Annotated in this window: 19 protein-coding genes and 1 riboswitch; of the genes, 6 read left to right on the top strand and 13 right to left on the bottom strand. The window is 62.6% G+C overall.

The annotated features are described in order from the left end of the window. Window positions 1–6: 6 nt before the first annotated feature. The 8 genes from ACKLNI_RS07705 to pseB all read right to left on the bottom strand — a co-directional run bounded on the left by ACKLNI_RS07705 (window position 7) and on the right by pseB (window position 7,050). Window positions 7–708 carry a YrbL family protein gene (locus ACKLNI_RS07705; RefSeq protein ID WP_413718481.1) on the bottom strand — a complete coding sequence of 234 codons (702 nt, stop codon included), beginning with the start codon at window positions 706–708 and terminating at the stop codon, window positions 7–9. Beyond that, window positions 705–1,163 (bottom strand): GNAT family N-acetyltransferase, encoded by a 459-nt coding sequence (locus ACKLNI_RS07700; protein WP_413718480.1) that lies wholly within the window; start codon window positions 1,161–1,163, stop codon window positions 705–707. The genes ACKLNI_RS07705 and ACKLNI_RS07700 overlap by 4 nt, the downstream gene beginning before the upstream one ends. Then, window positions 1,156–1,752: a YdcF family protein gene (locus tag ACKLNI_RS07695; protein ID WP_413718479.1), complete on the bottom strand. Its 597-nt coding sequence runs from the start codon at window positions 1,750–1,752 to the stop codon at window positions 1,156–1,158. Before ACKLNI_RS07695 ends, ACKLNI_RS07700 begins: the two co-directional genes overlap by 8 nt. 1 nt (window position 1,753) lies before the next feature. Continuing rightward, a complete protein-coding gene (locus ACKLNI_RS07690) occupies window positions 1,754–3,109 on the bottom strand; it encodes a 3-deoxy-D-manno-octulosonic acid transferase (RefSeq protein ID WP_413718478.1) in 1,356 nt (451 codons plus the stop codon). Then, complete coding sequence (locus ACKLNI_RS07685) at window positions 3,106–4,152, bottom strand: N-acetylneuraminate synthase family protein (protein ID WP_413718477.1); 1,047 nt, start codon at window positions 4,150–4,152, stop codon at window positions 3,106–3,108. Before ACKLNI_RS07685 ends, ACKLNI_RS07690 begins: the two co-directional genes overlap by 4 nt. Window positions 4,153–4,226: 74 nt before the next feature. Beyond that, the gene (gene pseF / locus ACKLNI_RS07680) at window positions 4,227–4,913 is read right to left on the bottom strand and encodes a pseudaminic acid cytidylyltransferase (protein WP_413718476.1); all 687 of its coding nucleotides are present in this window, start codon (window positions 4,911–4,913) and stop codon (window positions 4,227–4,229) included. Further along, window positions 4,910–6,055: a UDP-4-amino-4,6-dideoxy-N-acetyl-beta-L-altrosamine transaminase gene (pseC, locus tag ACKLNI_RS07675; protein WP_413718475.1), complete on the bottom strand. Its 1,146-nt coding sequence runs from the start codon at window positions 6,053–6,055 to the stop codon at window positions 4,910–4,912. The genes pseF and pseC overlap by 4 nt, the downstream gene beginning before the upstream one ends. Then, window positions 6,052–7,050, bottom strand: coding sequence for a UDP-N-acetylglucosamine 4,6-dehydratase (inverting) (pseB, locus tag ACKLNI_RS07670; RefSeq protein ID WP_413718474.1), 999 nt, complete (start codon window positions 7,048–7,050; stop codon window positions 6,052–6,054). The genes pseC and pseB overlap by 4 nt, the downstream gene beginning before the upstream one ends. Window positions 7,051–7,315: 265 nt before the next feature. Here pseB and ACKLNI_RS07665 point away from each other — a divergent pair, with 265 nt between their 5' ends. After that, window positions 7,316–8,056, top strand: a complete 741-nt coding sequence (locus ACKLNI_RS07665) for a hypothetical protein (RefSeq protein ID WP_413718473.1) — start codon at window positions 7,316–7,318, stop codon at window positions 8,054–8,056. Next, window positions 8,056–10,110, top strand: coding sequence for a glycosyltransferase family 2 protein (locus tag ACKLNI_RS07660; RefSeq protein WP_413718472.1), 2,055 nt, complete (start codon window positions 8,056–8,058; stop codon window positions 10,108–10,110). Before ACKLNI_RS07665 ends, ACKLNI_RS07660 begins: the two co-directional genes overlap by 1 nt. On the opposite strand, the gene ACKLNI_RS07655 is transcribed toward ACKLNI_RS07660, so the two are convergent. The 5 genes from ACKLNI_RS07655 to ACKLNI_RS07635 all read right to left on the bottom strand — a co-directional run bounded on the left by ACKLNI_RS07655 (window position 10,095) and on the right by ACKLNI_RS07635 (window position 15,210). Beyond that, window positions 10,095–12,008, bottom strand: coding sequence for a beta-galactosidase (locus ACKLNI_RS07655; RefSeq protein ID WP_413718471.1), 1,914 nt, complete (start codon window positions 12,006–12,008; stop codon window positions 10,095–10,097). The two genes, ACKLNI_RS07660 and ACKLNI_RS07655, sit on opposite strands and share 16 nt — an antisense overlap. A gap of 64 nt (window positions 12,009–12,072) precedes the next feature. Then, complete coding sequence (locus tag ACKLNI_RS07650; protein ID WP_413718470.1) at window positions 12,073–12,933, bottom strand: SMP-30/gluconolactonase/LRE family protein; 861 nt, start codon at window positions 12,931–12,933, stop codon at window positions 12,073–12,075. After that, window positions 12,930–13,535 carry a 2-dehydro-3-deoxy-6-phosphogalactonate aldolase gene (locus tag ACKLNI_RS07645; protein ID WP_413718469.1) on the bottom strand — a complete coding sequence of 202 codons (606 nt, stop codon included), beginning with the start codon at window positions 13,533–13,535 and terminating at the stop codon, window positions 12,930–12,932. Before ACKLNI_RS07645 ends, ACKLNI_RS07650 begins: the two co-directional genes overlap by 4 nt. After that, on the bottom strand, window positions 13,532–14,443 hold the full coding sequence (locus ACKLNI_RS07640; RefSeq protein ID WP_413718468.1) for a 2-dehydro-3-deoxygalactonokinase: 912 nt from the start codon (window positions 14,441–14,443) through the stop codon (window positions 13,532–13,534). The genes ACKLNI_RS07645 and ACKLNI_RS07640 overlap by 4 nt, the downstream gene beginning before the upstream one ends. Further along, the gene (locus tag ACKLNI_RS07635) at window positions 14,443–15,210 is read right to left on the bottom strand and encodes an SDR family NAD(P)-dependent oxidoreductase (RefSeq protein WP_413718467.1); all 768 of its coding nucleotides are present in this window, start codon (window positions 15,208–15,210) and stop codon (window positions 14,443–14,445) included. Before ACKLNI_RS07635 ends, ACKLNI_RS07640 begins: the two co-directional genes overlap by 1 nt. 143 nt (window positions 15,211–15,353) lie before the next feature. Here ACKLNI_RS07635 and ybeY point away from each other — a divergent pair, with 143 nt between their 5' ends. From ybeY to metK, 4 genes are all read left to right on the top strand, one after another. Then, the gene (gene ybeY, locus ACKLNI_RS07630) at window positions 15,354–15,878 is read left to right on the top strand and encodes an rRNA maturation RNase YbeY (protein ID WP_413718466.1); all 525 of its coding nucleotides are present in this window, start codon (window positions 15,354–15,356) and stop codon (window positions 15,876–15,878) included. Further along, window positions 15,878–16,768: a hemolysin family protein gene (locus tag ACKLNI_RS07625; RefSeq protein WP_413718465.1), complete on the top strand. Its 891-nt coding sequence runs from the start codon at window positions 15,878–15,880 to the stop codon at window positions 16,766–16,768. Before ybeY ends, ACKLNI_RS07625 begins: the two co-directional genes overlap by 1 nt. A gap of 37 nt (window positions 16,769–16,805) precedes the next feature. Beyond that, window positions 16,806–18,242: an apolipoprotein N-acyltransferase gene (gene lnt, locus ACKLNI_RS07620; protein ID WP_413718464.1), complete on the top strand. Its 1,437-nt coding sequence runs from the start codon at window positions 16,806–16,808 to the stop codon at window positions 18,240–18,242. Between the two features lie 7 nt (window positions 18,243–18,249). Beyond that, a riboswitch (SAM-SAH riboswitch) is annotated at window positions 18,250–18,300 on the top strand. A 6-nt stretch (window positions 18,301–18,306) separates the two neighbouring features. Beyond that, window positions 18,307–19,473 (top strand): methionine adenosyltransferase, encoded by a 1,167-nt coding sequence (gene metK, locus ACKLNI_RS07615; protein ID WP_413718463.1) that lies wholly within the window; start codon window positions 18,307–18,309, stop codon window positions 19,471–19,473.

The following is a 19,473-nucleotide window of genomic DNA, read 5'->3' as shown; positions in this document are numbered from 1 at the left end:
GGATATTCAGTCCCGAATGAGACGCCCCTGTTCGGCGTCCCACCGAAGGCCCAGGAAACTCGCCATGTTCTCGAACCTGCGGTTGCGGGCGTTGTGGCGTAGCCTTTTGAAGATCTTCTTCAGGCCAAGCGGGTTGGGGTCGCCAAATCCGTCTACCAGTACAAACCGCGGTTCAGGGCCGGTTTCATCGAGCAGGAGGTTGTTCGGATTGGTGTCGTTGGCGACGACGTCGAGCCGGACCAGAGCGTCGATGAACCGGTTGAGGGCAGCCAGATGGCGGTCCGTCAGGCCGCCTTCTTCCTGCAATGTGGCGAGCGACCGCGCAGGGCCGGCGTTCGGACCGCGGATCCGTTCGGCCACCATGCCGAGACCACGGGAAGTTTCCTGAAGCCAGCAAAGGTGGCTGACAGGAAATGGAACTTCGAATGCCAAGGGCGACAGGCGGCTTTCCAGGTAGGCTTCGTATTCGCGGAACATGAAGCGATACAGCTGGCGTGCGCTTCGCGCTTTCAGAAAATTCCTGATGGGGCGTCCGGGACGGTATGCGGCGCCCGGCTTCAGAACCTTGACGACCAGATCTTCGCGCTCCGGGTAGGTGTAGACATCGCGATAGGTGCCACTTGCGATGGGAGCCGCTTCGCCGAGGTCGAGCGGTAGCATCGGCTGGAGCGCATGGCCGATTTCAGCGCGGCGGTCCGTGGGAGTCATTCCGGCTTGTCTCCTTCCCTCTCGAGAACGATCGTATCGCCGTCCGAGACAACGTGGAACCCAAGCGACAGGAACAGTGCGCGGCTTGCGGCATTGTCGTGTTTGACGAGGGCGCGGAGCCGGACCCCACCTGAACGAGAGGCCGAGATCGCGGCGGAAAGGACCGGGCCGGACAGGCCTTTGCCGCGATACGCCGCATCCAGCAGGATACTAACCGTCGCCGTGTCGTCGGCGCGGTCGAAGCGGACCATCCCCATCGGTTGACCCGCGTGCTCTGCAATGAGGATTTCGCGGCCGGGGTTCCGGAGCGCGCGGCGGTACCATTCCAGATGATCCGGAAGGGGAATGTCTGTGCTGTCGAGCGATGCACGGCGCACGTCGGGCGCATTACGCCAGCGCCAAAGCGTTTCGCCGTCGCCAGGGGTCGCCGGGCGTATGGTGATGTCGTCAATCATGGCGACGAAGCGCCTTGACGTCTGTCGTGCCGTTGTAGAACGGGTGCGCGGTCATCAGCCGTTTTTCGATCGCGGGAAGATCGCCGGGGGCGATGCCCTCGAAGGTCATTCTGAACGCGGCGAGCGAATTGGCCTCGGCGGTCTGGCGCGCCTCGTTTCCGGGCTCGCCGACGCCGAGGACTTCAAGCGCGACACCGTCGCCCAGAACAAAGCGGAATATCTGCTCGGTCCGAGCACGGTGATATTCGCTGGTAATCACGAACAGGCGACGAGGTTTCACCGCAAGAGCAAAGAAGACGGCATCGCCGACCGTGTCGCGCGACCTGTGCAGCCTCAGAATACGGGACTCGGGAATTCCGTGGTCCCGTGTTGCGGCCATGGCCATGGCGTCGGCAAGCGTCGTGTCCGTGTCATTGCGGTAGCCCCAGCCGGAAGTGACCAGCATTCCGTCCGGGTGCCGTTCCAACTCACGGACCGCCCTTGCGAGCCGGCGCGCGGATTCCGAAGTTGGCGAGCCGTCGGCAGCCATCTCGTTCGACAACACGAGCACCGCGGTGCCGATTTCCCGGCGGGCGGAATCGGAGGCCATCTTAGCGCGCCCCCGGCCCTTGAGTTTCGATTACCTGTTCGATGATGTACATCGTTCGCTCTGTTGCCCCGACATGTCGCTGGGCGAAGCTTTTCGCATCGTTGGTGAACGCGTCCAGCGCGGATTTGTCCGACAACAACCGTGTGACCTGATCCTTTATGGTGTCAATATCGGGCAGGATGCGGACGGCTCCGTCGCGGTCGGCGTCGATTGCCGGGAAGGTGATGCCGTAGATCGAGGGGCCAACGACGACGGGGCGAGCCAGTGCAAGCGGTTCCGAGACGTTATGACCGCCCTTGTCGGCAATGGTTCCTCCGACAAAGACCAGATCGGCCATCTGGTACCATACGTTCATTTCGCCGATGGAGTCGGCGACGAGTACATCTGCATCTGCCGGGATGTCGCCCTGCCGGCTTTCGTCGAGGGATTTGCTGCGCCTCGCGACACGGATGCCGTTTTCTTCGAGGCGTTCCGCCACCGAGGCGAACCGTTGCGGGCTCCGCGGGGCCCAGATGATGCGGGGAGGTTTCTCGAGGGCAAGAAGCTGACGCACGAGATCTAGGAGCGCCTGCTCTTCGTCGGCGACCGAACTGGCGATCAGGAAGACATTCCGATCCGGAGACCAGGCGGTCCGGAACCGTTTGCCGTCTTCGAGATGTCCTGGCTCAATCCATTGGTCGAATTTCAATTCGCCGACGATCAGGATCCGTTCCGGCTCCACACCCGCCGCAAGATACCTCTGCCGGTGACCTTCGCTTTTCGTCAGTATCGCGTGGAAGCGGGTCAGGATGTCCATGCGGATGTTTCGGGTCTTGCGGGCACGGTCGAGCGATTTCTGATGCAGGTTGCCGTTGATGTGGAGCATCGGGACGCCAAGCCAGTTCGCCATTTGCAGATGGCCGGGCCAGAATTCGCCTTCGACGACAAGCCCGATGCTCGGGCGAAGGCGGGACAGAAACAGCCATGTCGACCAAAGGAAATCGAACGGGACATAGCGGTGGGTGATGCGGGGATCGTCAAAAAGACGCCTGCCCTCTGTCAGCCCGGCTGGGGAAGAGTGTGTCAGGCAAACTGCGTGGCCCCTGTCGAGCAACATCCTGATCAGAGGGCTGACGGCGCGTGTCTCGCCCAGGGAGGTTGCGAAGACCCAGACCGCGCCTATTGGCCCGACCGTTCCGAAACCGAAACGCTGGTAGAAATGGCGGCGATAGAGCGGTTCCTTGCGCGACCTTGCGAGGAAAAACAGAAGCGCGAAGGGCAGCATCAGGTGCGCGAACACCTGCCAGACGGCGAAGAATACGCGCGTGCGCAGCCTTGGCGGCGGAAGGGGTTTCGTGGCGTCGCCGGTGTCGGTCACGTGTCGAGATCGTCGTAGGTGATGGGATGTCCTGACGGCACGGCGTGACGGAGACGCGCACCGAGAAGCGCCGCCTTGTCTGTCGGCGGTATGCCGGCGCTGGGGCGGACGAAGCGGAAATCGGCCTCGGTGACAACATGTCCCGCGGGCAGGTCGCGGATGGCGAAGGACGACCGGCGGCCGATGGTTTTCTGCGCCTCTTCGGCGGGCCTGATGGCTTTTTCGGAACTGCCCTTGAGCGCGTGAATGTCGCGGACACCCCTTGCGATCTCGGTCATGATCTCGGGCGTGGCCGAGAAGCGGTGGTCGGGCCCCTTGCGGGCAGGGTCGTTGGTGAAATGCTTTTCGACGGCAACGGCCCCCATGGCGACGGCGGTCAAGGGTCCGATGCTTCCGATCGTGTGGTCGGAAAAGCCCGTCATACGGCCGAATTTCTCGCCCATCGCGGTCATGGCGTTCAGGTCGATCTGGTCGAGCGGCGCTGGATAGCTGGAGCAACAGTGCAGAAGGATGACCTCGCCCGAGTTGGCCTGGTCCAGCACGTCGAGCGCATGCCCGACTTCCTCCATAGTCGCCATTCCCGTCGAAAGAATGATCGGCTTTCGGGTTCCCGCCACGGCGATCAGCAAGTCGTCGAAGGTCATCTCGAAGGATGCGATCTTGTAGATCGGGCAGTCGAGGGCTTCGATGAAGTCGAGGTCCATCGGGTCGTAGACGGACGTGAAGGGCAGGAGGCCGCGTTCGCGCGCCTTGGCGAACAGAGGCTCGTGGAACTCCATCGGCATGGCCGCGTTTTCGTAGAGGTCCCAGAGGTTTGTCGTTCCCCAGACCTTGTCGATCGTCAGCGACGGATGGTTTGAGCGAACGGTCAGGGATTCGGGGCTGTAGGTTTGCAGTTTCAGGCAATCCCAACCCGCATCTGCAGCGATATCCACCAGTGCCAGCGCCTGGTCGAGATCGCGGTCATGGTTCGCACTCAACTCGGCGATCAGCAGGGCCGGGGCGTCGCCGCCAATCTTCCTGTTTTCGACTTCAACGGCCATGTCCGCTCTCCACGCTGCAAGCCGTGCCCATATGGCCGAGACGGGCCGGTTTCTCAAGTGTTCCTGCCCGCGTGTCAGGCGCGATCCTGCAGGATGCGGGCAAGGATCTCGGCCCGCGTCCAGTCGTCTTCGGTATCGATGTCCTGAACCCGCCAGCGGGGCACTCGGATCGCTGCGGTTTGGCTGCCGAAGAGTGTAGTCGCTGTCTTCCAGGACGGAGTTCGTCCCCAATAGAATTGTCCTGCGTCGTGCCAGGCTTCCGGTAGGTCCTGCGAACGGGTGTTGAACTGCTCGGGGTGGAACATCTCCAGTCGGTCGTCGCCGGTCAGCCGAACAGCGCGCTGGATCGGAAACTCGAACGGTGTGACCGGAAGTGCGAAATCGGCGGTTTCGAGCAACGCCCGGCCTTTCCGGATATCCTCGGCAAGCGCAAATGGCGCGGTGGCGTAGAGGCAGCAGAGTGCGTCGGGATCGCGACCGGCGGTTTCGAGCCAGTCAATGGCATGGCGCACCACGTCTATTGTCGTGGCGTGGTCGTCGGCGAGGTTCTCGGGGCGGACGAACGGGACCTCGGCCCCATGTGCCGCCGCCACGTCGGCGATCTCGTGGTCGTCGGTCGACACGATAATCTGGTCGAAGACACCCGACTGCCGCGCGGCTTCGATCGACCAGGCGATCATCGGTTTGCCGTTGAAGAGCCGGATGTTCTTGCGGGAGATCCGTTTCGATCCGCCGCGTGCGGGTATCAGGCAGACACTCACGCCAATGCCTCGGTCAGCACGCGCACGACCGTGTCCTGATCGTCTTCGGACATGGTCGGATACAGCGGGATGCTGATGGCGCGGGCGTAATAATTCTCGGCAACAGGGAACTGTCCATCATCGAAGCCGAACCGTCGCCAGTAGGGTTGGGTGTGGACCGGGATGTAGTGCACGTTGGCGCCTATGCCGTTGGCGCGGAGATGATCGAAGACCTGCCGCCTGCGCGCCCCGTCAACCCGGATCACGTAGAGATGGAAGGCGGAATAGGCCCGGTCGAGCCGTTCGGGCCGGTCGAGAGGAAGATCCCCGAGCAGCCTGTCGTAGCGGTCGGCCAGCGCGTTGCGCCGGGCAACATACTCGTCGAGACGCGCCATCTGGGCGACGCCGAGCGCCGCCTGGAGGTCGGTCATGCGGTAGTTCAGCCCAAGTTCGACCTGTTGGTAGTACCAGGGGCCGTGGCTTGCGCCTTCGTAGAGCGTCTCGTCCCGGGTGACCCCGTGTGAGCGGAACAATTCCATGCGCTGGGCGAGGCGCGGGTCCTGGGTCGTGGCTGCGCCGCCCTCGGCCGTGGTGACGATCTTGACCGGATGGAAGCTGAAGACCGTGATGTCCGAGTGCTGGCAGTCGCCGACCGGGCGGTTGCCGAAGCGTCCGCCGATGGCGTGACTGGCATCTTCGATCACCGAGATGCCGAACTCGCGTGCCAGAGAGCCGATGGCATCCATGTCGGCGGATTGTCCGCACATGTGCACGGGCATGATGATCTTGGGAAGGCGCCCCGCCTTTTTCGCTTGGGCGAGTTTGTCGGCGAGCGCGGTTGCGGACAAATTGAATGTCCCGGGCTCGATATCGACGAAATCGACATCCGCGCCACACAGGTGGCCCACGTTTGCCGAAGCGACGAACGTGATCGGCGAGGTCCACATCAGGTCACCCGGGCCCAGATCAAGCGCGCGGCATGCGATATGCAGGGCCGAAGTGGCCGAATTCGCGGCGACGCAATGCGGCGCACCGGCGGCCTTCGCGACCGCCGCTTCGAACTCGGGGATTTTCGGACCCTGGGTCAGGTAGTCCGACTGCAGCGTTTCGACGACGGCTTCGATGTCCTCAGGCCGGATGTCCTGTCGCCCGTAGGGGATCACAGATGCAGATCCTCGACCATTTGGAGAAGCTCGCGATCCGTCAGCCAATCGGTGTTGTTCCCGGAACTGTAAGAGAAACCTTCGCCGACCGGCGTGCCGCGTTCGCCGTTCCTGTTCGTCTCGAAGTCCGCCCTGAAGCCGAAGGAAATGCTGGGCTTGATGACGTAGTGGTCCTCGAATTCGATCGTCAGGTGGCTGTCGTCCGCGGGGCACATGATTTCGTGCAGCTTTTCTCCGGGTCGAATGCCGATGATATCGTGAGGCAGGTCGGGCGCCAGCGCTGCCGCCAGGTCGGTGACCTTCATCGACGGAATCTTCGGCACGAAGATCTCGCCGCCGTGCATACGGGCGAAACTGTCCATAACGAACTGTACGCCCTGATCGAGCGTAATCATGAACCGCGTCATTTCGGTGTGCGTGATCGGAAGCGATGTCGCGCCTTCGCGGATCAGCTTGAGGAAGAACGGAATGACCGAGCCGCGCGATCCGACGACGTTGCCATAGCGCACGACCGAGAACCGGGTCGGCCGACTGCCCACCATGTTGTTGGCTGCGACGAACAGCTTGTCGCTGGCCAGTTTCGTCGCGCCGTACAGGTTTACCGGGTTCGCGGCCTTGTCGGTGGACAGCGCGACGACCTTTTCAACGCCCGTCGCAAGCGCCGCCTGGACGACGTTCTGAGCACCGTGAATATTGGTCTTGATGGCCTCGAACGGGTTGTATTCGGCAGCGGGCACCTGCTTGAGCGCCGCGGCGTGCACAACATAGTCGACGTCGTCCATCGCTTGCTGGAGCCGTTCGCAATCGCGGACATCGCCAATGAAGTAGCGCATGCAAGGCGCGTTGAAGGTTTGGCTCATCTCGAACTGCTTCAACTCATCGCGGCTGTAGACGATCAGCTTTTTCGGTTTCTGCTCTGCCAGAACATGCTCGATGAATTTCTTGCCGAAGCTGCCAGTTCCGCCGGTAATGAGAACTGTTTTCCCGTCAAACATATGCCTTGCCCATCATTTGTTGACCGTCCTTCTACGCTGTGTCGGGCGGAGATTAAATACTCGAAGTGTCCAAGAGCGGGAGGTGGGCGGGAGGCTGCTGCGCGCTTGTTTTCGCACCGACCTTCGACTAGGCCGGACAGGAGAGCAGAGGTAAATCGACTTGCCGCGCCACGACGGGCCATTCCCCAGGCTGACCTTGTTCCTAGGGCCGCAGAGCCGCCATGCTTTGGCGGTCAACCTTGCCGTCAGGAACAATCGTCCGGCGATGAACCGCTCCGGACTTGCAGCATTTCCGACAAGGCTGGCCTCTCCGGCACTTCGCGCGCTTGCCAATCCGGACCAGAGCCTGGACGAGCGGCGCGCTGCGTTTCGGGCGCTGTCGGACAATGCACCGGCGTTCTACTCCGCCCTGAATTTTCTCGGAGCGTCGAACAAGGGCTTTCGCACTCCCGAGCTCTTTCCCAGTGCGGCGATCCAACTTGGCCTGTTGGCGGAGGTGGCTGAAGACCAGCCGTTTCGGGTGATCCTTGCACCTGATGCGCTGCCGGATCTTTTCCTGGCTGTCGATTCCGAAATCCTGGCCGAGCAAATCCGCAACACGGCCTGGGAACACCTGTACGAGGTCAGTTGGGCGGAACTGGTTGGCGAGATTTGCGACGCCTTGCCTGCGGCGGAGGTCGTTGTTCTGACCCATCGCGGCGTGGCCGTGGGAGGCGAGAACGTGGCGGAGTTTCTATTCGGGCCGGCCGCCTGCGAGGTCGCTTCGCGCCATTTCCTGTGGGAGGCCCTGAACGCGACCGGGCAGGCGGTTCTGGATCGCATGGGTGAAGGCACACCGCCTGACGAGGTGGCGCGGGATCTTTACCGATCGTTCGGAAATCGCGTGGATGAAACGGCTTGCCGGGAGAAACTGGGGCTGGATCGTCTGAGCCGCAAATTGCTTTTGCAGAGGTTTGATGAGGATCTGGCCGAGATCGCGGCGACGCGCCGAGTTAAGGTGATCTGATGCCCCTGTGGCGGCGCAGACTTCAAGGGTTCGACGTCGGCGGGGTGTCTGTTCTTGGCGGCGTTCGACGTTCCGATGACGTGCTGCTCGCGCTGCATCCGGAAACGTCTTCGGAGCAGATCCGAAGGTCGCTGGGGCATGAGGCGCGGATTTTGGGTGCCCGGGGCATTCCGTTGGCGTCAACGGACTGGACGCCACAACTGGACCAAGCCGATGCCGCCGAGCCGGAACTTCTTGCTTCGGGCAACGTGCTGTTCGGGTTTCACACCGGCGAAACCGAGGTCGCGGTTTGCGACTGGCTGAACTGGCACAGGCGCTTTCTGGGAGCGGATTCAGCGCTGATCCATGCATCGCGGCACGCCGACGTTCTGGAGGACGCTCTATCCGGACCGGGCGCCAGCATGCGGATCGTGCTGGTCGAGGGGGACGCCGATCTGTCGCCGGAGACATTCGGTTTTTTCGAGTTGCTGCGTCACCGGTTTCTGTCCGAAGCCCGCGCTGTCGCTTGTCTGTCGATCTCGGATCTTTTGATGCAGGACCGGATCGGCACGCCTTTCGACCGTGCCGGCGGACTGGAAGGCGAGGCGTTGGCACTGACAGGAAGCGAGATCTTCCCTTGGCGACTGAGACAGGGAAAACCAGCACATCACGGAGATCACGTCGCGGCAAGGCTGCACGACATACGGCGGCTCGCGAGCTGGTGTGTTGCCCCGGGGACCTGCTCCGACCGGGCAGTCTGGCGGCCAAACCGCATCGGAAACATGCCGCTGGCAGAGGAGCGACCGGCGGAGTTTCGGCGCGCTATGGGAGTGGCCCATCCCGGTGTCACCATCGGAAAGCTGGTGTCGAAAGGCACGCTGATCGAGGACCCGGTGCTGGTCGAGATGATGAGTGGCGCCTACAAGAGACGCCCGCCCGTCCGTCGCCCAGCGAGGAGGGTGTTGCAAAATGGGCGTTCCGAAGCTTGCGATGTCACCATCGTGACCGCGATGAAGAACGAAGGGCCGTTCATCCTTGACTGGATCGCGCACCATCGAGCGATCGGGATCGAGCGTTTTGTCGTCTACACGAACGATTGCGAGGATGGCACCGACCGGCTTCTGGACCTTCTCGAAGACACGGGCGTGGTGCGGAGGGACAATCCGCACGGACGGAGTGGGCAACCGCCACAGCGCGCCGCTTTCCGTGCTGCCGAGGCCGAGGCTGTCGTGCGAGATGCAGGCTGGCTGCTGACGCTCGATGTCGATGAGTACCTCAATATCCATGCTGGAGACGGTTTCGTTTCGGATCTTTTTGCCGCAACGCCCGGAGCGGGCGCGATCTCGATTCCCTGGCGGCTCTTCGGCAATGCGGACCGCCATCGGTTCGAGGACACGCCCGTTGTTCGGCTGTTTCCCTTGTGCGCGCCGGAATATGCGCCCCGGCCCCTGCAGGCCTGGGCGTTCAAGACGCTTTACAGGAACGATGGAACATTCGGGCGTATCGGTGTGCATCGACCGAACGATTTGAATCCTGAAAAGGCGGAGGCGCTGCACTGGGTCGAGGGCACGGGCCGTCCGCTGCCGCGAAGGCTCTGGCAGTCGGGGTGGCGCATGACGCCGGAGTGCTGGGGCTATGAAATCGCGACCATCAACCATTATGCCGTGCGGTCTGCCGAGAGCTTCCTGGTCAAGCGGGAACGCGGGCGCGTCAACCATGTCGGTCACGACCAGGGAGCGGGCTATTGGTTTCGGATGAACCATAATGTGACCGAAGATCATTCGATCCGGCGGTTTGACGATCGCGTGGCGGCCGAGCGGGACCGGTTGTGCCTTATTCCCGGCGTGTCCGAGGCGCACAGCGGGGCGGTTGACTGGCACAGGTCACGTATCGCGCGATTACGCGCGGACGCGGACTATGCCGCCTTTTATGCGGAGATCACGGGGCCACGGTTGCAGAAACTGTCGCGGATGACCCCGAATTTCGGGTCGCGCGTCTTCTATACCGGGCCTCAGGTCATTCCGGATGCCATCCTGGAAAGAGACGTCTCCGAACGGTTCTATTTCGGGATCTGATCGAGGGGCCACCAATGCACACCTGCGGGCGGGATCGTCTGGCCTTGCCACGTCACCGGTTCGGGCGCGTAGTTGAACGCGAAGCGGTGGGATGCGGTGTCGCGGAGGCGCAGGCCATCGGGCAGCAATGTCGTCTTCAGCCCCGCATCGGTGGCGGCCAAGGCGATGATCCGGTTCCAGCCCTCGGCGTCAGGCCACCCGGCGAGATATCGCAGTGTACCCGAGCCTACCAGTGCGGGTCGACCGGCACGCGTGACGACCAGGGCATCCGCCCCGCCCTCGAGATGCTCGGACCAGCGGATGAACGCGCCGTCGCCATCGAAGGGTTCGCTGACACGAGGAGGAAGGCTTTCGACAAGGCTGACGGTCGCGTCGAGGCCCGGCAGGTCCGGGGGAAGCGGCACGGGGATTGATCCTTCGGGGGTCTTGGCTCCGGACCTTGGTCCAACGATGGTGATCGCGCCCGAGGCCGCAAGACGGCTTTTCAGCGCGTCGGACATGATTGCAAGGCCCGGGGCGAGGATCAGACTGTAGTCCTCGAGCGGTGCGTCGGGCGGCACGATATCGATTGATACCCCGGCACGGCGGAGTGCTCGGTAGGCATCGAGTACGAGACCGAAATAGGTGAAGTCCGCACCTTGGGGCTGGGTCTCGAAGACCCAGGATGCTTCGTAGTCGAAGATCAGGGCAGCGGGGGCGTTCGTCGGAGAGACTTGCTCGAGGTCAATTAATTCACGAGCTACTTCAATAGCTTCAGAAAGAGCAGGTGCTGCCTCGCTGTCAGGGCGGAGCAGTCCGGCGTGGTGCTGTTCCTGCGCGAAAGGTGCCTGTCGCCAGCGGAAATAGCAGACTGCCTCGGCACCGTGCGCGAAGGCTTCCCATGCCCAGAGGCGGGCCATGCCCGGCAGAGGTGCCGGGTTCCACGGTGCCCAGTTCACCGGGCCGGGTTGCTGTTCCATAACCCACCAACGGCCGCGTCCGACGGCGCGGTAGAGATCGTGATGGAACGCCTGGTTGTCGGGGTCACCCTGACGGAGATAGCGGCACTTGTCCTCGTCGGACGCGTCGAGGCGGTCGGAGAGGAAGCCGATCGGGTAGCTGTCCCATGACGCGATATCAAGGTCGGCGCCGACCTTGAAATGATCGAACGAGGTTTCGCGGCCCATGTAGTTGTGGATAAGGGGTCGGTCGGTCAGCGGGCGAAGCGCATCCGTCTGAACCTTGTTGAACGCAGCCACCTGATCCGATGAGAAGCGGCGGAAATCGAGCACATGGGCCGGGTTCGGCTCTGTCACTGTCAGGTTGGGCAGGTCGATTTCCGAAAAGTCGGCATACTCCATGGACCAGAAAACGTTGCCCCAGGCGCGGTTGAGGGCGTCGGGAGACTGGTATTTTTGTGCCAGCCAGTTGCGGAACCCGCGGAGGGCGGCGTCGGAATAGCTGACCGTGGTGTCGTGGCAGGCGTACTCGTTGTCGATCTGCCAAGCCTGCACATGGGGGTTTTTCCCGTAGCGTTCTCCCAAGAGCTGCGCGATGCGGCGGCATTCCTCGCGGTAGCCTTCGTGGCTGAAACAGTAGTGACGGCGAGAGCCAAACTTGCGCGGTCGTCCCTGCGCGTCCACGGCCAGCATGTCGGGGTGGCGCTCGAGCATCCAGCGGGGCGGAGTGGCGGTGGGCGTGCCAAGCACGACCTTGAGACCGGCGGCGCCCAGCGTGTCGATAGCGCGGTCGAGCCAGGCGAAAGTAAGTTTTCCGGGGTGGGCCTCCATGCGCGACCAAGCGAATTCGCCGATCCGGACCCAGGTCAGGCCAGCTTCTTTCATGCGACGCGCATCATCGGCCCATTGCTCTTCCGGCCAATGTTCGGGGTAGTAGCAGACGCCGAGAGTCGGTGTCATGATGTCCTCTGAGGTTTGCCGCCGGAAAGGCGGCGATGCGTATACAGACAGGTTCGGCTTCAGTTCAGAGAATGACCCTGTGTTCGGCCTGACCCTTTGCGACGTTCTCTTCGTAGAAGACCTTGCCCTGATCTGCCGAGCGGGTCCGGTCCTCGTCCGTGACCCTGCCGCCGGCTGTCGTCACGAAGAGGGTGGTCAGGTCTTTGCCTCCGAAGGCGGGGCACGAGGAATGCGCGCCCCCCACCGCGACGGTTCGGGTGAGCGTGCCGTCCGGTGCGTAGCAGGCGACGCGCCAGCCGTTCCATTGCGCGTTCCAGAAATTACCGTCGGCGTCGATGACGGCGCCGTCGACGCCCCAGGGTTCGCCCGAGAGATCGAGCCAGACCTCGGGTTCCGCGGCGGGCCAGCCGGTTTCGGGATCGAGCGCGACCCGCTTTACCTTGTTATCGATGGTGTCGCAGAAAACCGCCTGAGTGCGATCGGGCGTGAAACAGCAGGCGTTCGGGATCGTGATGCCGCCGTAGAGCTGGCGTAACTCGCCGCGATAGAAGCGATAGAATGCGCCTGTCGGCGTGCCTTCATGCTTGGCCATGGTGCCGATCCAGAAGCCGCCCCAAGGGTCGGCGCGGCCGTCGTTCGAGCGCGTGTCGCGGTTGTCGGCCTCGAGTCCGATCACGTCTTCCGAGGCACCGGTTTCCACGTTGAAGCGAAAAAGCCGGGTCTCGGAAGCCACCAGCAAGTGAGTGTCATCGACCCAACCTGCCGCCGAGACGTTCTCGTCGAAGTCCCAGCGCCGGTGCGTGCCGTTCTCGTTCGTATGGAGAGCGGAGCCATGGATGTCGAACCAGTAGAGTTGGCCGCGTGTCGGATGCCAGAGCGGGCCTTCGCCCAGCGAGCAGACGGTTTCATCATAGACCTGGCTCATTTTTCCGTGGCCTCCCATGCCGTGACGATTGCGCGTGCCTGATTGGCGACCTTTTCGGCGGTATCGCCCGGACGGTAGAGATTGCTGCCCAACCCGAAGCCGTTCGCGCCGGCCCTCCGCCAGGCGGCGAAGCCTTCAGGTCCGACGCCGCCAACCATGTAGACCTGGGTTTCAGCGGGCAGCACCGCGCGGAGCGCCTTCAGCCCTTCGACGCCCATCTGGAAGGCCGGAAAGACCTTGAGCCCGGTTGCCCCGTATTTCAAAGCCGCGAAGCATTCGCTCGGGGTCAGAACGCCCGGGAAGCTTTGCAGACCTGCCGCAACCGTGGCTCGGATCACGTCCTCGTCGCAGTTGGGAGAGACCACCAGGCGGCCGCCCGCATCGGCGACTTCGCGTACCTGGGCCGCGGTCAGCACGGTGCCTGCGCCGATCAGGGCGTGGCTACCGAAGCTGTCGGCCATCTTCTCGATGGAATGCAGCGGATGCGGCGAGTTCAGCGGGACTTCGATCCTGTCGATTCCGGCCTCGATCAAGGCTTCGCCGACCGGCAGCGCTTCGTCCGGGGTGATGCCACGCAGGATGGCGATCAGGGGGTGGCTCATGTCACGGCCTCTTCGAGGGTGCGCCAGGCTGTGGTCAATCCCGCCAGCGTGGCCTCTGTTGCGTCGATGGTGCGTGGCGCAAGCCCTTGCTGGGCCAGCGCTTCCTGGTAGCGAGAGGCCAGACCGGTCGCGCCTATGATGACGATATCCTGTCCCAGCCAGTAGGGGCGGGATGCGGCAAGTTCCGCGCCGATCAGCGCGCCCGAGAGGCGCGCACGGGCGGCAGCCGGGCCAAGACCGTGCAGGAGACCCTCGGCACGAAGTGAAAAGAGACGCGCCGCTGTTGCTTCGGGTCTGGCAATGGCGTCGCTGACGGCTTCGGCGAAGGCTGTCTCGTCCCAACCGTTGCCGACGGTGTGACGCAGAACAGACTGCGTCGACAATAGCGCGAACAATTCGCCGGTCATAAACGTGCGAAAGCTGATGACCTCGCCCGCGGAAATCTGCGCCCATTTCGTGTGGGTGCCGGGCAGGCATATGACGCCGTCAAAGCGCGGCGCACTGGCAAGATATCCGGCGATCTGAGTTTCCTCGCCGCGCATGACATCCGCAGGGTTGTCCTGTTTCAGGCCCGGCAGGATGTGTACGGCGAGCCGTTTGTCATGGGTCTCGGCCCGTGTCATGCGCCCGGGCATGGGATTGGCTGGCACCGCTCCGTAGGCCGCCTCGGTCCAGCCCTGGCGCGAGCCAACCATGCCGCAGGCAACGACGGTCATGCGATCCTGTCCGAGCCACGGGCCGATCAGATCGAGGAGGGCGGGTTCGAAGCCGGAACGCTCAAGGGTTCCCATGCCCTTCTCGGACGCACTCTCCGCCACGGGCTTGTCCTGCCGCATGGCCCAGGCGCGCAGGTGGGAGGTGCCCCAGTCCACGGCGATCCAGTCGGCGTATCGGCTTTCTGCACCCATCACCCGGTCACCACGACGCCGCCGTCGACGACCAACGCCTGGCCGGTCATCACCGTAGAGGCCTCCGAGGCGAGAAACAGGACCGGGGCCACCATGTCTTCGGGTTTCAGATGCTCGGGCAGGCACATTTTTGACTGGAAGGCATCGAGCGCCTCGGGCGAAGCCCAGAGCTCCATCTGGCGCGGGGTCAGTACCCAACCGGGCATGACGGCGTTGACGCGGATATTGTCGCGGCCGAATTCCCGCGCAAAAGACCGTGTCAGCGCTGTGATTGCGGCCTTGGCCGACGTGTATGCCGGGTAATCTCCCATGCCCATCATGTAACTGATCGAACTGAAATTTACGATTCTCCCGCCGCCCGCGGCCTGCATCCCCGGCACGACGGCCTGCGCGGCGAAGAACTGATGCTTCAGGTTTAGCGCCTGCATCTTGTCCCAGTAAGCCTCGTCCACGTCGAGTGCGCCCCTGCGGTCATCCCAGGCGGCGTTGTTCACAAGTACCGTAACCGGGCCATGGACACTGGCCGCTTCGGCAATGGCGGCGCGAAGGGCAGGCACGTCGGTGACGTCGGTCTGAAGGGGCAGGGGCCGATTGCCTGTTCTGTCCGCAATGGCATCGGCGCATGCGTTCCCGTCAAGAAGATCCGCAAAGGCGACGCGCGCGCCCTGTGCCGCGAAACCTTCGACCAGCGCGGCCCCGATGCCTGATGCGCCTCCGGTTACGAAAACGGAGGCTTCTTTGAGGTCGGGGAAGATGGCGGTCGTCATGGTCTGGCCTGAAGGTTCCGATTTTTGGTTTAGCTCATCGCAGAATGACGGGAGAAATCAAGGCGCGAGCACCAGACCTCATTCGAAGTTTCACATAGTGGACTGCTCTGGCGGCGCCGCGGCTTCGTCTGTAAGGAAAGGCCATGTCAGTGGATGTCGTCATCGAAGATCAGCGCTGGGAGGCAGCCGGGCTTGAGGAGACCGCGGAGCGCGCAGTCGCGGCTGCGCTTCTACATCTTGGGCTAGAGCCTGACGCGTGGGAGATCGTTGTGATGGGATGCGACGACGCGCGGATTGCCGAACTCAACGCGGATTTCCGTGGCAAGCCGCAGCCGACAAATGTGCTGTCATGGCCCTCTGAGGAACGCGGCGCGGAAGTTGAGGGAGGGGTTCCTGCCGCACCGGTCGGTGATCCCGAACTCGGTGACATCGCGATCGCCTTCGATACCTGTTCGCGAGAGGCCGAAGCCGGCGGGAAACCGCTAACGGATCATGCAATTCACCTGATTGTTCACGGAACATTGCATCTTTTGGGTTACGATCATGTGCGCGAGGGCGACGGTGACTTGATGGAAGCTGTCGAAATAGCGATACTTGGCAAGCTTGGGGTGCCAGACCCATATAATGGGTCGGGCTCTGCGGGCCCGATTGATGATGGAAAGGATTGATGGGCGAAACGGGCGACGGGTCTTCTAGCGCAGCGCAGGGCGCGCGCCAGGAAGACGACGAGAGTACGCGGGGTTTCTTCGGACGGCTGTTCGAGGTGCTTGGCGGCGGTGATTCAACTTCCGACGACGATAGTGGTTTGTCGTCGATGGTCTCGGCAGAAAAAGGTAGCAAGGCTAATCTTGCAAACCTAACGCGAATGCGCGTCGAGGATGTCATGATCCCGAAGGTCGAGATCGTGGCGGTTCCGGTGGATATCGAAAAGGATGATCTGGTCGAAGTGTTCCGCGAAAGCGGCCTGAGCCGTCTGCCTGTTTACAAGGGAACGCTGGATTCTCCTGTTGGCATGGTCCACCTGAAGGATTTTGCGCTGAAGCACGGCTTCAACGGAAACGGCGAGGAGTTTGCTTTAGGGAAGATGCTGCGCCCCCTTCTTTATGCGCCGCCGTCGATGCCGATTGGCGTGCTGCTGCAAAAAATGCAGAGCGACCGGATGCACATGGCGCTTGTCATCGATGAATACGGAGGCGTGGACGGTCTCGCAACGATCGAGGATCTGATCGAGCAGGTAATCGGCGAGATCGAGGATGAGCATGACATCGCCGAGGGCCGGTACTGGACGCAGGAAACGGCGGGCTGTTTCCTGGCGCAGGCGCGCACGCCGATCGAGGAGTTCGAGGCCGAGGTCGGTATGAAGCTTGTTCCCGAAGAGGACGAGGAAGAAATCGACACTCTGGGCGGGCTGGTTTTCATGCTGGCGGGGCGTGTTCCCGCGCGCGGCGAAGTGGTCAAGCATCCCGATGGCCCCGATTTCGAGGTCGTTGATGCCGACCCGCGCCGCATAAAGCGGCTTCGTGTGAGGCTGAACGCGGCGCAGCAGGCGGCCGAATAGCCGCGTGGGCCGGGGCCGGCTAATTTTCTTCGCAGCCTTGGCTGGTGCTGCAGCCGCGCTGGGCCATGCGCCATTCGGCCTGTGGCCGATTTCTCTGGTCGGTTTTGCGGCGCTTGCCTGGATGGTGGCATTTGGCGGGCGCCCCGCCCTTGCCGGCTGGAGCGGGGGGCTTGGCTATTTTGCCCTCGCGCTTCACTGGATCGTCGAGCCATTCATGGTCGATGCAGCAACGCATGGATGGATGGCGCCTTTTGCGCTTGTACTCATGGCGTCGGGGCTGGCGCTGTTCTGGGGGGCTGCGGGATGGGTCTCGGCGCGGCTTGGAGGTCATCGCGCGATTTCATGGGCCTTGTGCCTGGCCGGAGCCGAGATGCTGCGCGGGCATGTGCTTACCGGGTTCCCGTGGGTCTTGCCCGCGTACATATGGGCAGACTTGGATGTCCGGCTTATGGCTGCGGTCGTAGGCCCATACGGGCTGACGCTTCTGACGCTAGTTCTGGGAAGCCTTGTGGTCATGGATCGCGTTTTTCCGAGAACGCGAACGATTTTCCTGATCGGATCACTTGTCGTGGTGACGGTCATCGGATCAGGGCTTCGCTCAGGTGAGACCGAGCTGACGGACAAGGTGGTGCGGTTGGTTCAGCCGAACGCGCCGCAAAGGGAGAAATGGGATCCCGAGCTCGCCCACATCTTCGTCGCGCGTGCCCTGGAGTACACGGCGGCACCGAGGAACGGGGTGGATCTGGTCGTCTGGCCCGAGACGGCCATTCCCTATCCGCTGGATATCGCGGGTCCCGTACTCTCGCGGATCGCCGCGGTATCGGGTGGCGTCCCGGTGTTCACCGGTATCAACCGCAGAACCGAAGAGGGCGATTGGTACAACAGCTCTGCCCTGATTGATGGGGATGGCCGTGTTGCCGCCACCTATGACAAGGTGCATCTGGTTCCGTTCGGTGAATACATTCCCATGCGGATCGATCTTATCCGCGCCCTTGCGGCAACAACGGGATATGGTTTCACCCCCGGAGACAGCATCCGCATGATCGACACGCCCCTGGGCCGGACCGTTCCGCTGATCTGTTACGAGGCGATTTTCCCCCGGCATTCCGCCGATCTTGAAGGGCGCCAGGACTATCTGCTTCAAATTACCAACGACGCATGGTTCGGCACATTTTCGGGACCCTACCAGCATCTTGATCAGGCGAGGTTCCGCGCCGTCGAGCAGGGATTGCCGTTGATCCGCGCCGCGAATACCGGTGTTTCCGCGGTGATCGATGCAAGGGGACAAGTGCGTGAAGCGCTGCCCCTCGGGGAAGCAGGTTTCATCGATGCGGCCTTGCCCGCGACTTTGCCACCAACGCCTTATTCCCGGACTGGGGACGTTCCTCTGGCCGTTATCCTTTCAGTCATAATAACAACACTCTTCTACAGACGCCGGCGCAACGCCATTGCAAATCGGTCGCCTACGTCGTAATCGCTTTCAGCCCCCACAACGGCTTCCTGACGTGGCGGGTCAAACATTTAATGGAGCACTTCCCATGAGCCGCAAGAACTACATTTTTACCTCGGAAAGCGTGTCCGAGGGTCATCCGGACAAGGTTTGCGATCGGATTTCCGATGCCGTGCTGGACGCCTTTCTGACTGAAGAGGCCGAGGCGCGCGTGGCGTGCGAGACTTTCGCGACGACCGACCGGGTGGTGATCGGTGGGGAAGTGCGTGGGCCGGGTTCCGTGATTGCGCGGGTCGAGGAGATCGCCCGCGAGTGCGTCCGCGACATCGGCTACGAACAGCACGGATTTCACTGGGCGAACATGAAGGTCGACAATTACCTTCACGCGCAATCGGCCCATATTGCCCAGGGCGTTGATGCTGGCGGCAACAAGGACGAAGGCGCCGGCGACCAGGGGATCATGTTCGGCTATGCAGTGGGCGAGACCCCGGAACTGATGCCTGCGCCGATCCATTACGCGCATGCGATCCTGAAGCGTCTGACGGAAGCGCGGAAATCGGGTGCAGAGCCGACGTTGCGTCCTGATGCCAAGTCACAGTTGTCTGTGCGATACGAGAATGGAAAGCCGGTCGAGGTGACCTCGATCGTCCTGTCGACCCAGCATGAAAGCGAAGACCAGACGAGCGCGGATATTCGCGCGATCGTGGAGCCCTACATTCGCGAGGTCCTTCCAGAAGGCTGGATCACGGATGCGACCGAATGGTGGGTGAACCCGACAGGGACCTTTGTGATTGGAGGACCAGACGGTGATGCCGGGCTGACCGGCCGCAAGATCATCGTGGACACCTACGGCGGTGCCGCGCCTCACGGAGGCGGTGCCTTTTCGGGCAAGGATCCAACGAAGGTGGACCGGTCGGCGGCCTACGCGGCGCGCTACCTTGCGAAAAACGTCGTGGCCGCCGGGATGGCTGAGCGCTGCCTGATTCAGCTGTCCTACGCGATCGGCGTGTCGAAGCCGCTGTCGGTCTATGCCGATACATATGGCACAGGACAGGTGGACGACGCGGCCATCGAAGCCGCGGTGCAGCAGGTGATGGACCTTAGCCCTCGCGGCATTCGCAAACATCTTGAACTCAACAAGCCGATCTATCAGCGCACGGCTGCCTATGGTCACTTCGGGCGTGCCCCCGATGCCGATGGCGGGTTTTCCTGGGAAAAGACCGATCTTGTCGATGCGCTGAAGAAGGCGGTCTAG

The sequence above is a fragment of the Silicimonas lutimaris genome, from assembly GCF_047314965.1.
Classification (GTDB): Bacteria; Pseudomonadota; Alphaproteobacteria; order Rhodobacterales; family Rhodobacteraceae; genus JAVJUV01.
This window is presented reverse-complemented; position numbering and strand designations above follow the sequence as displayed.

Coding starts and splice junctions, on each gene's coding strand:
- ACKLNI_RS07695 (WP_413718479.1), bottom strand. CDS start 1,752: ATGGCCTCCGATTCCGCCCGCCGGGAAATCGGCACCGCGGTGCTCGTG.
- pseB (WP_413718474.1), bottom strand. CDS start 7,050: ATGTTTGACGGGAAAACAGTTCTCATTACCGGCGGAACTGGCAGCTTC.
- ACKLNI_RS07705 (WP_413718481.1), bottom strand. CDS start 708: ATGACTCCCACGGACCGCCGCGCTGAAATCGGCCATGCGCTCCAGCCG.
- ACKLNI_RS07635 (WP_413718467.1), bottom strand. CDS start 15,210: ATGACGACCGCCATCTTCCCCGACCTCAAAGAAGCCTCCGTTTTCGTA.
- ACKLNI_RS07665 (WP_413718473.1), top strand. CDS start 7,316: ATGAACCGCTCCGGACTTGCAGCATTTCCGACAAGGCTGGCCTCTCCG.
- ACKLNI_RS07655 (WP_413718471.1), bottom strand. CDS start 12,008: ATGACACCGACTCTCGGCGTCTGCTACTACCCCGAACATTGGCCGGAA.
- ACKLNI_RS07650 (WP_413718470.1), bottom strand. CDS start 12,933: ATGAGCCAGGTCTATGATGAAACCGTCTGCTCGCTGGGCGAAGGCCCG.
- ACKLNI_RS07640 (WP_413718468.1), bottom strand. CDS start 14,443: ATGGGTGCAGAAAGCCGATACGCCGACTGGATCGCCGTGGACTGGGGC.
- ybeY (WP_413718466.1), top strand. CDS start 15,354: ATGTCAGTGGATGTCGTCATCGAAGATCAGCGCTGGGAGGCAGCCGGG.
- ACKLNI_RS07645 (WP_413718469.1), bottom strand. CDS start 13,535: ATGAGCCACCCCCTGATCGCCATCCTGCGTGGCATCACCCCGGACGAA.
- ACKLNI_RS07700 (WP_413718480.1), bottom strand. CDS start 1,163: ATGATTGACGACATCACCATACGCCCGGCGACCCCTGGCGACGGCGAA.
- ACKLNI_RS07685 (WP_413718477.1), bottom strand. CDS start 4,152: ATGGCCGTTGAAGTCGAAAACAGGAAGATTGGCGGCGACGCCCCGGCC.
- ACKLNI_RS07625 (WP_413718465.1), top strand. CDS start 15,878: ATGGGCGAAACGGGCGACGGGTCTTCTAGCGCAGCGCAGGGCGCGCGC.
- metK (WP_413718463.1), top strand. CDS start 18,307: ATGAGCCGCAAGAACTACATTTTTACCTCGGAAAGCGTGTCCGAGGGT.
- ACKLNI_RS07660 (WP_413718472.1), top strand. CDS start 8,056: ATGCCCCTGTGGCGGCGCAGACTTCAAGGGTTCGACGTCGGCGGGGTG.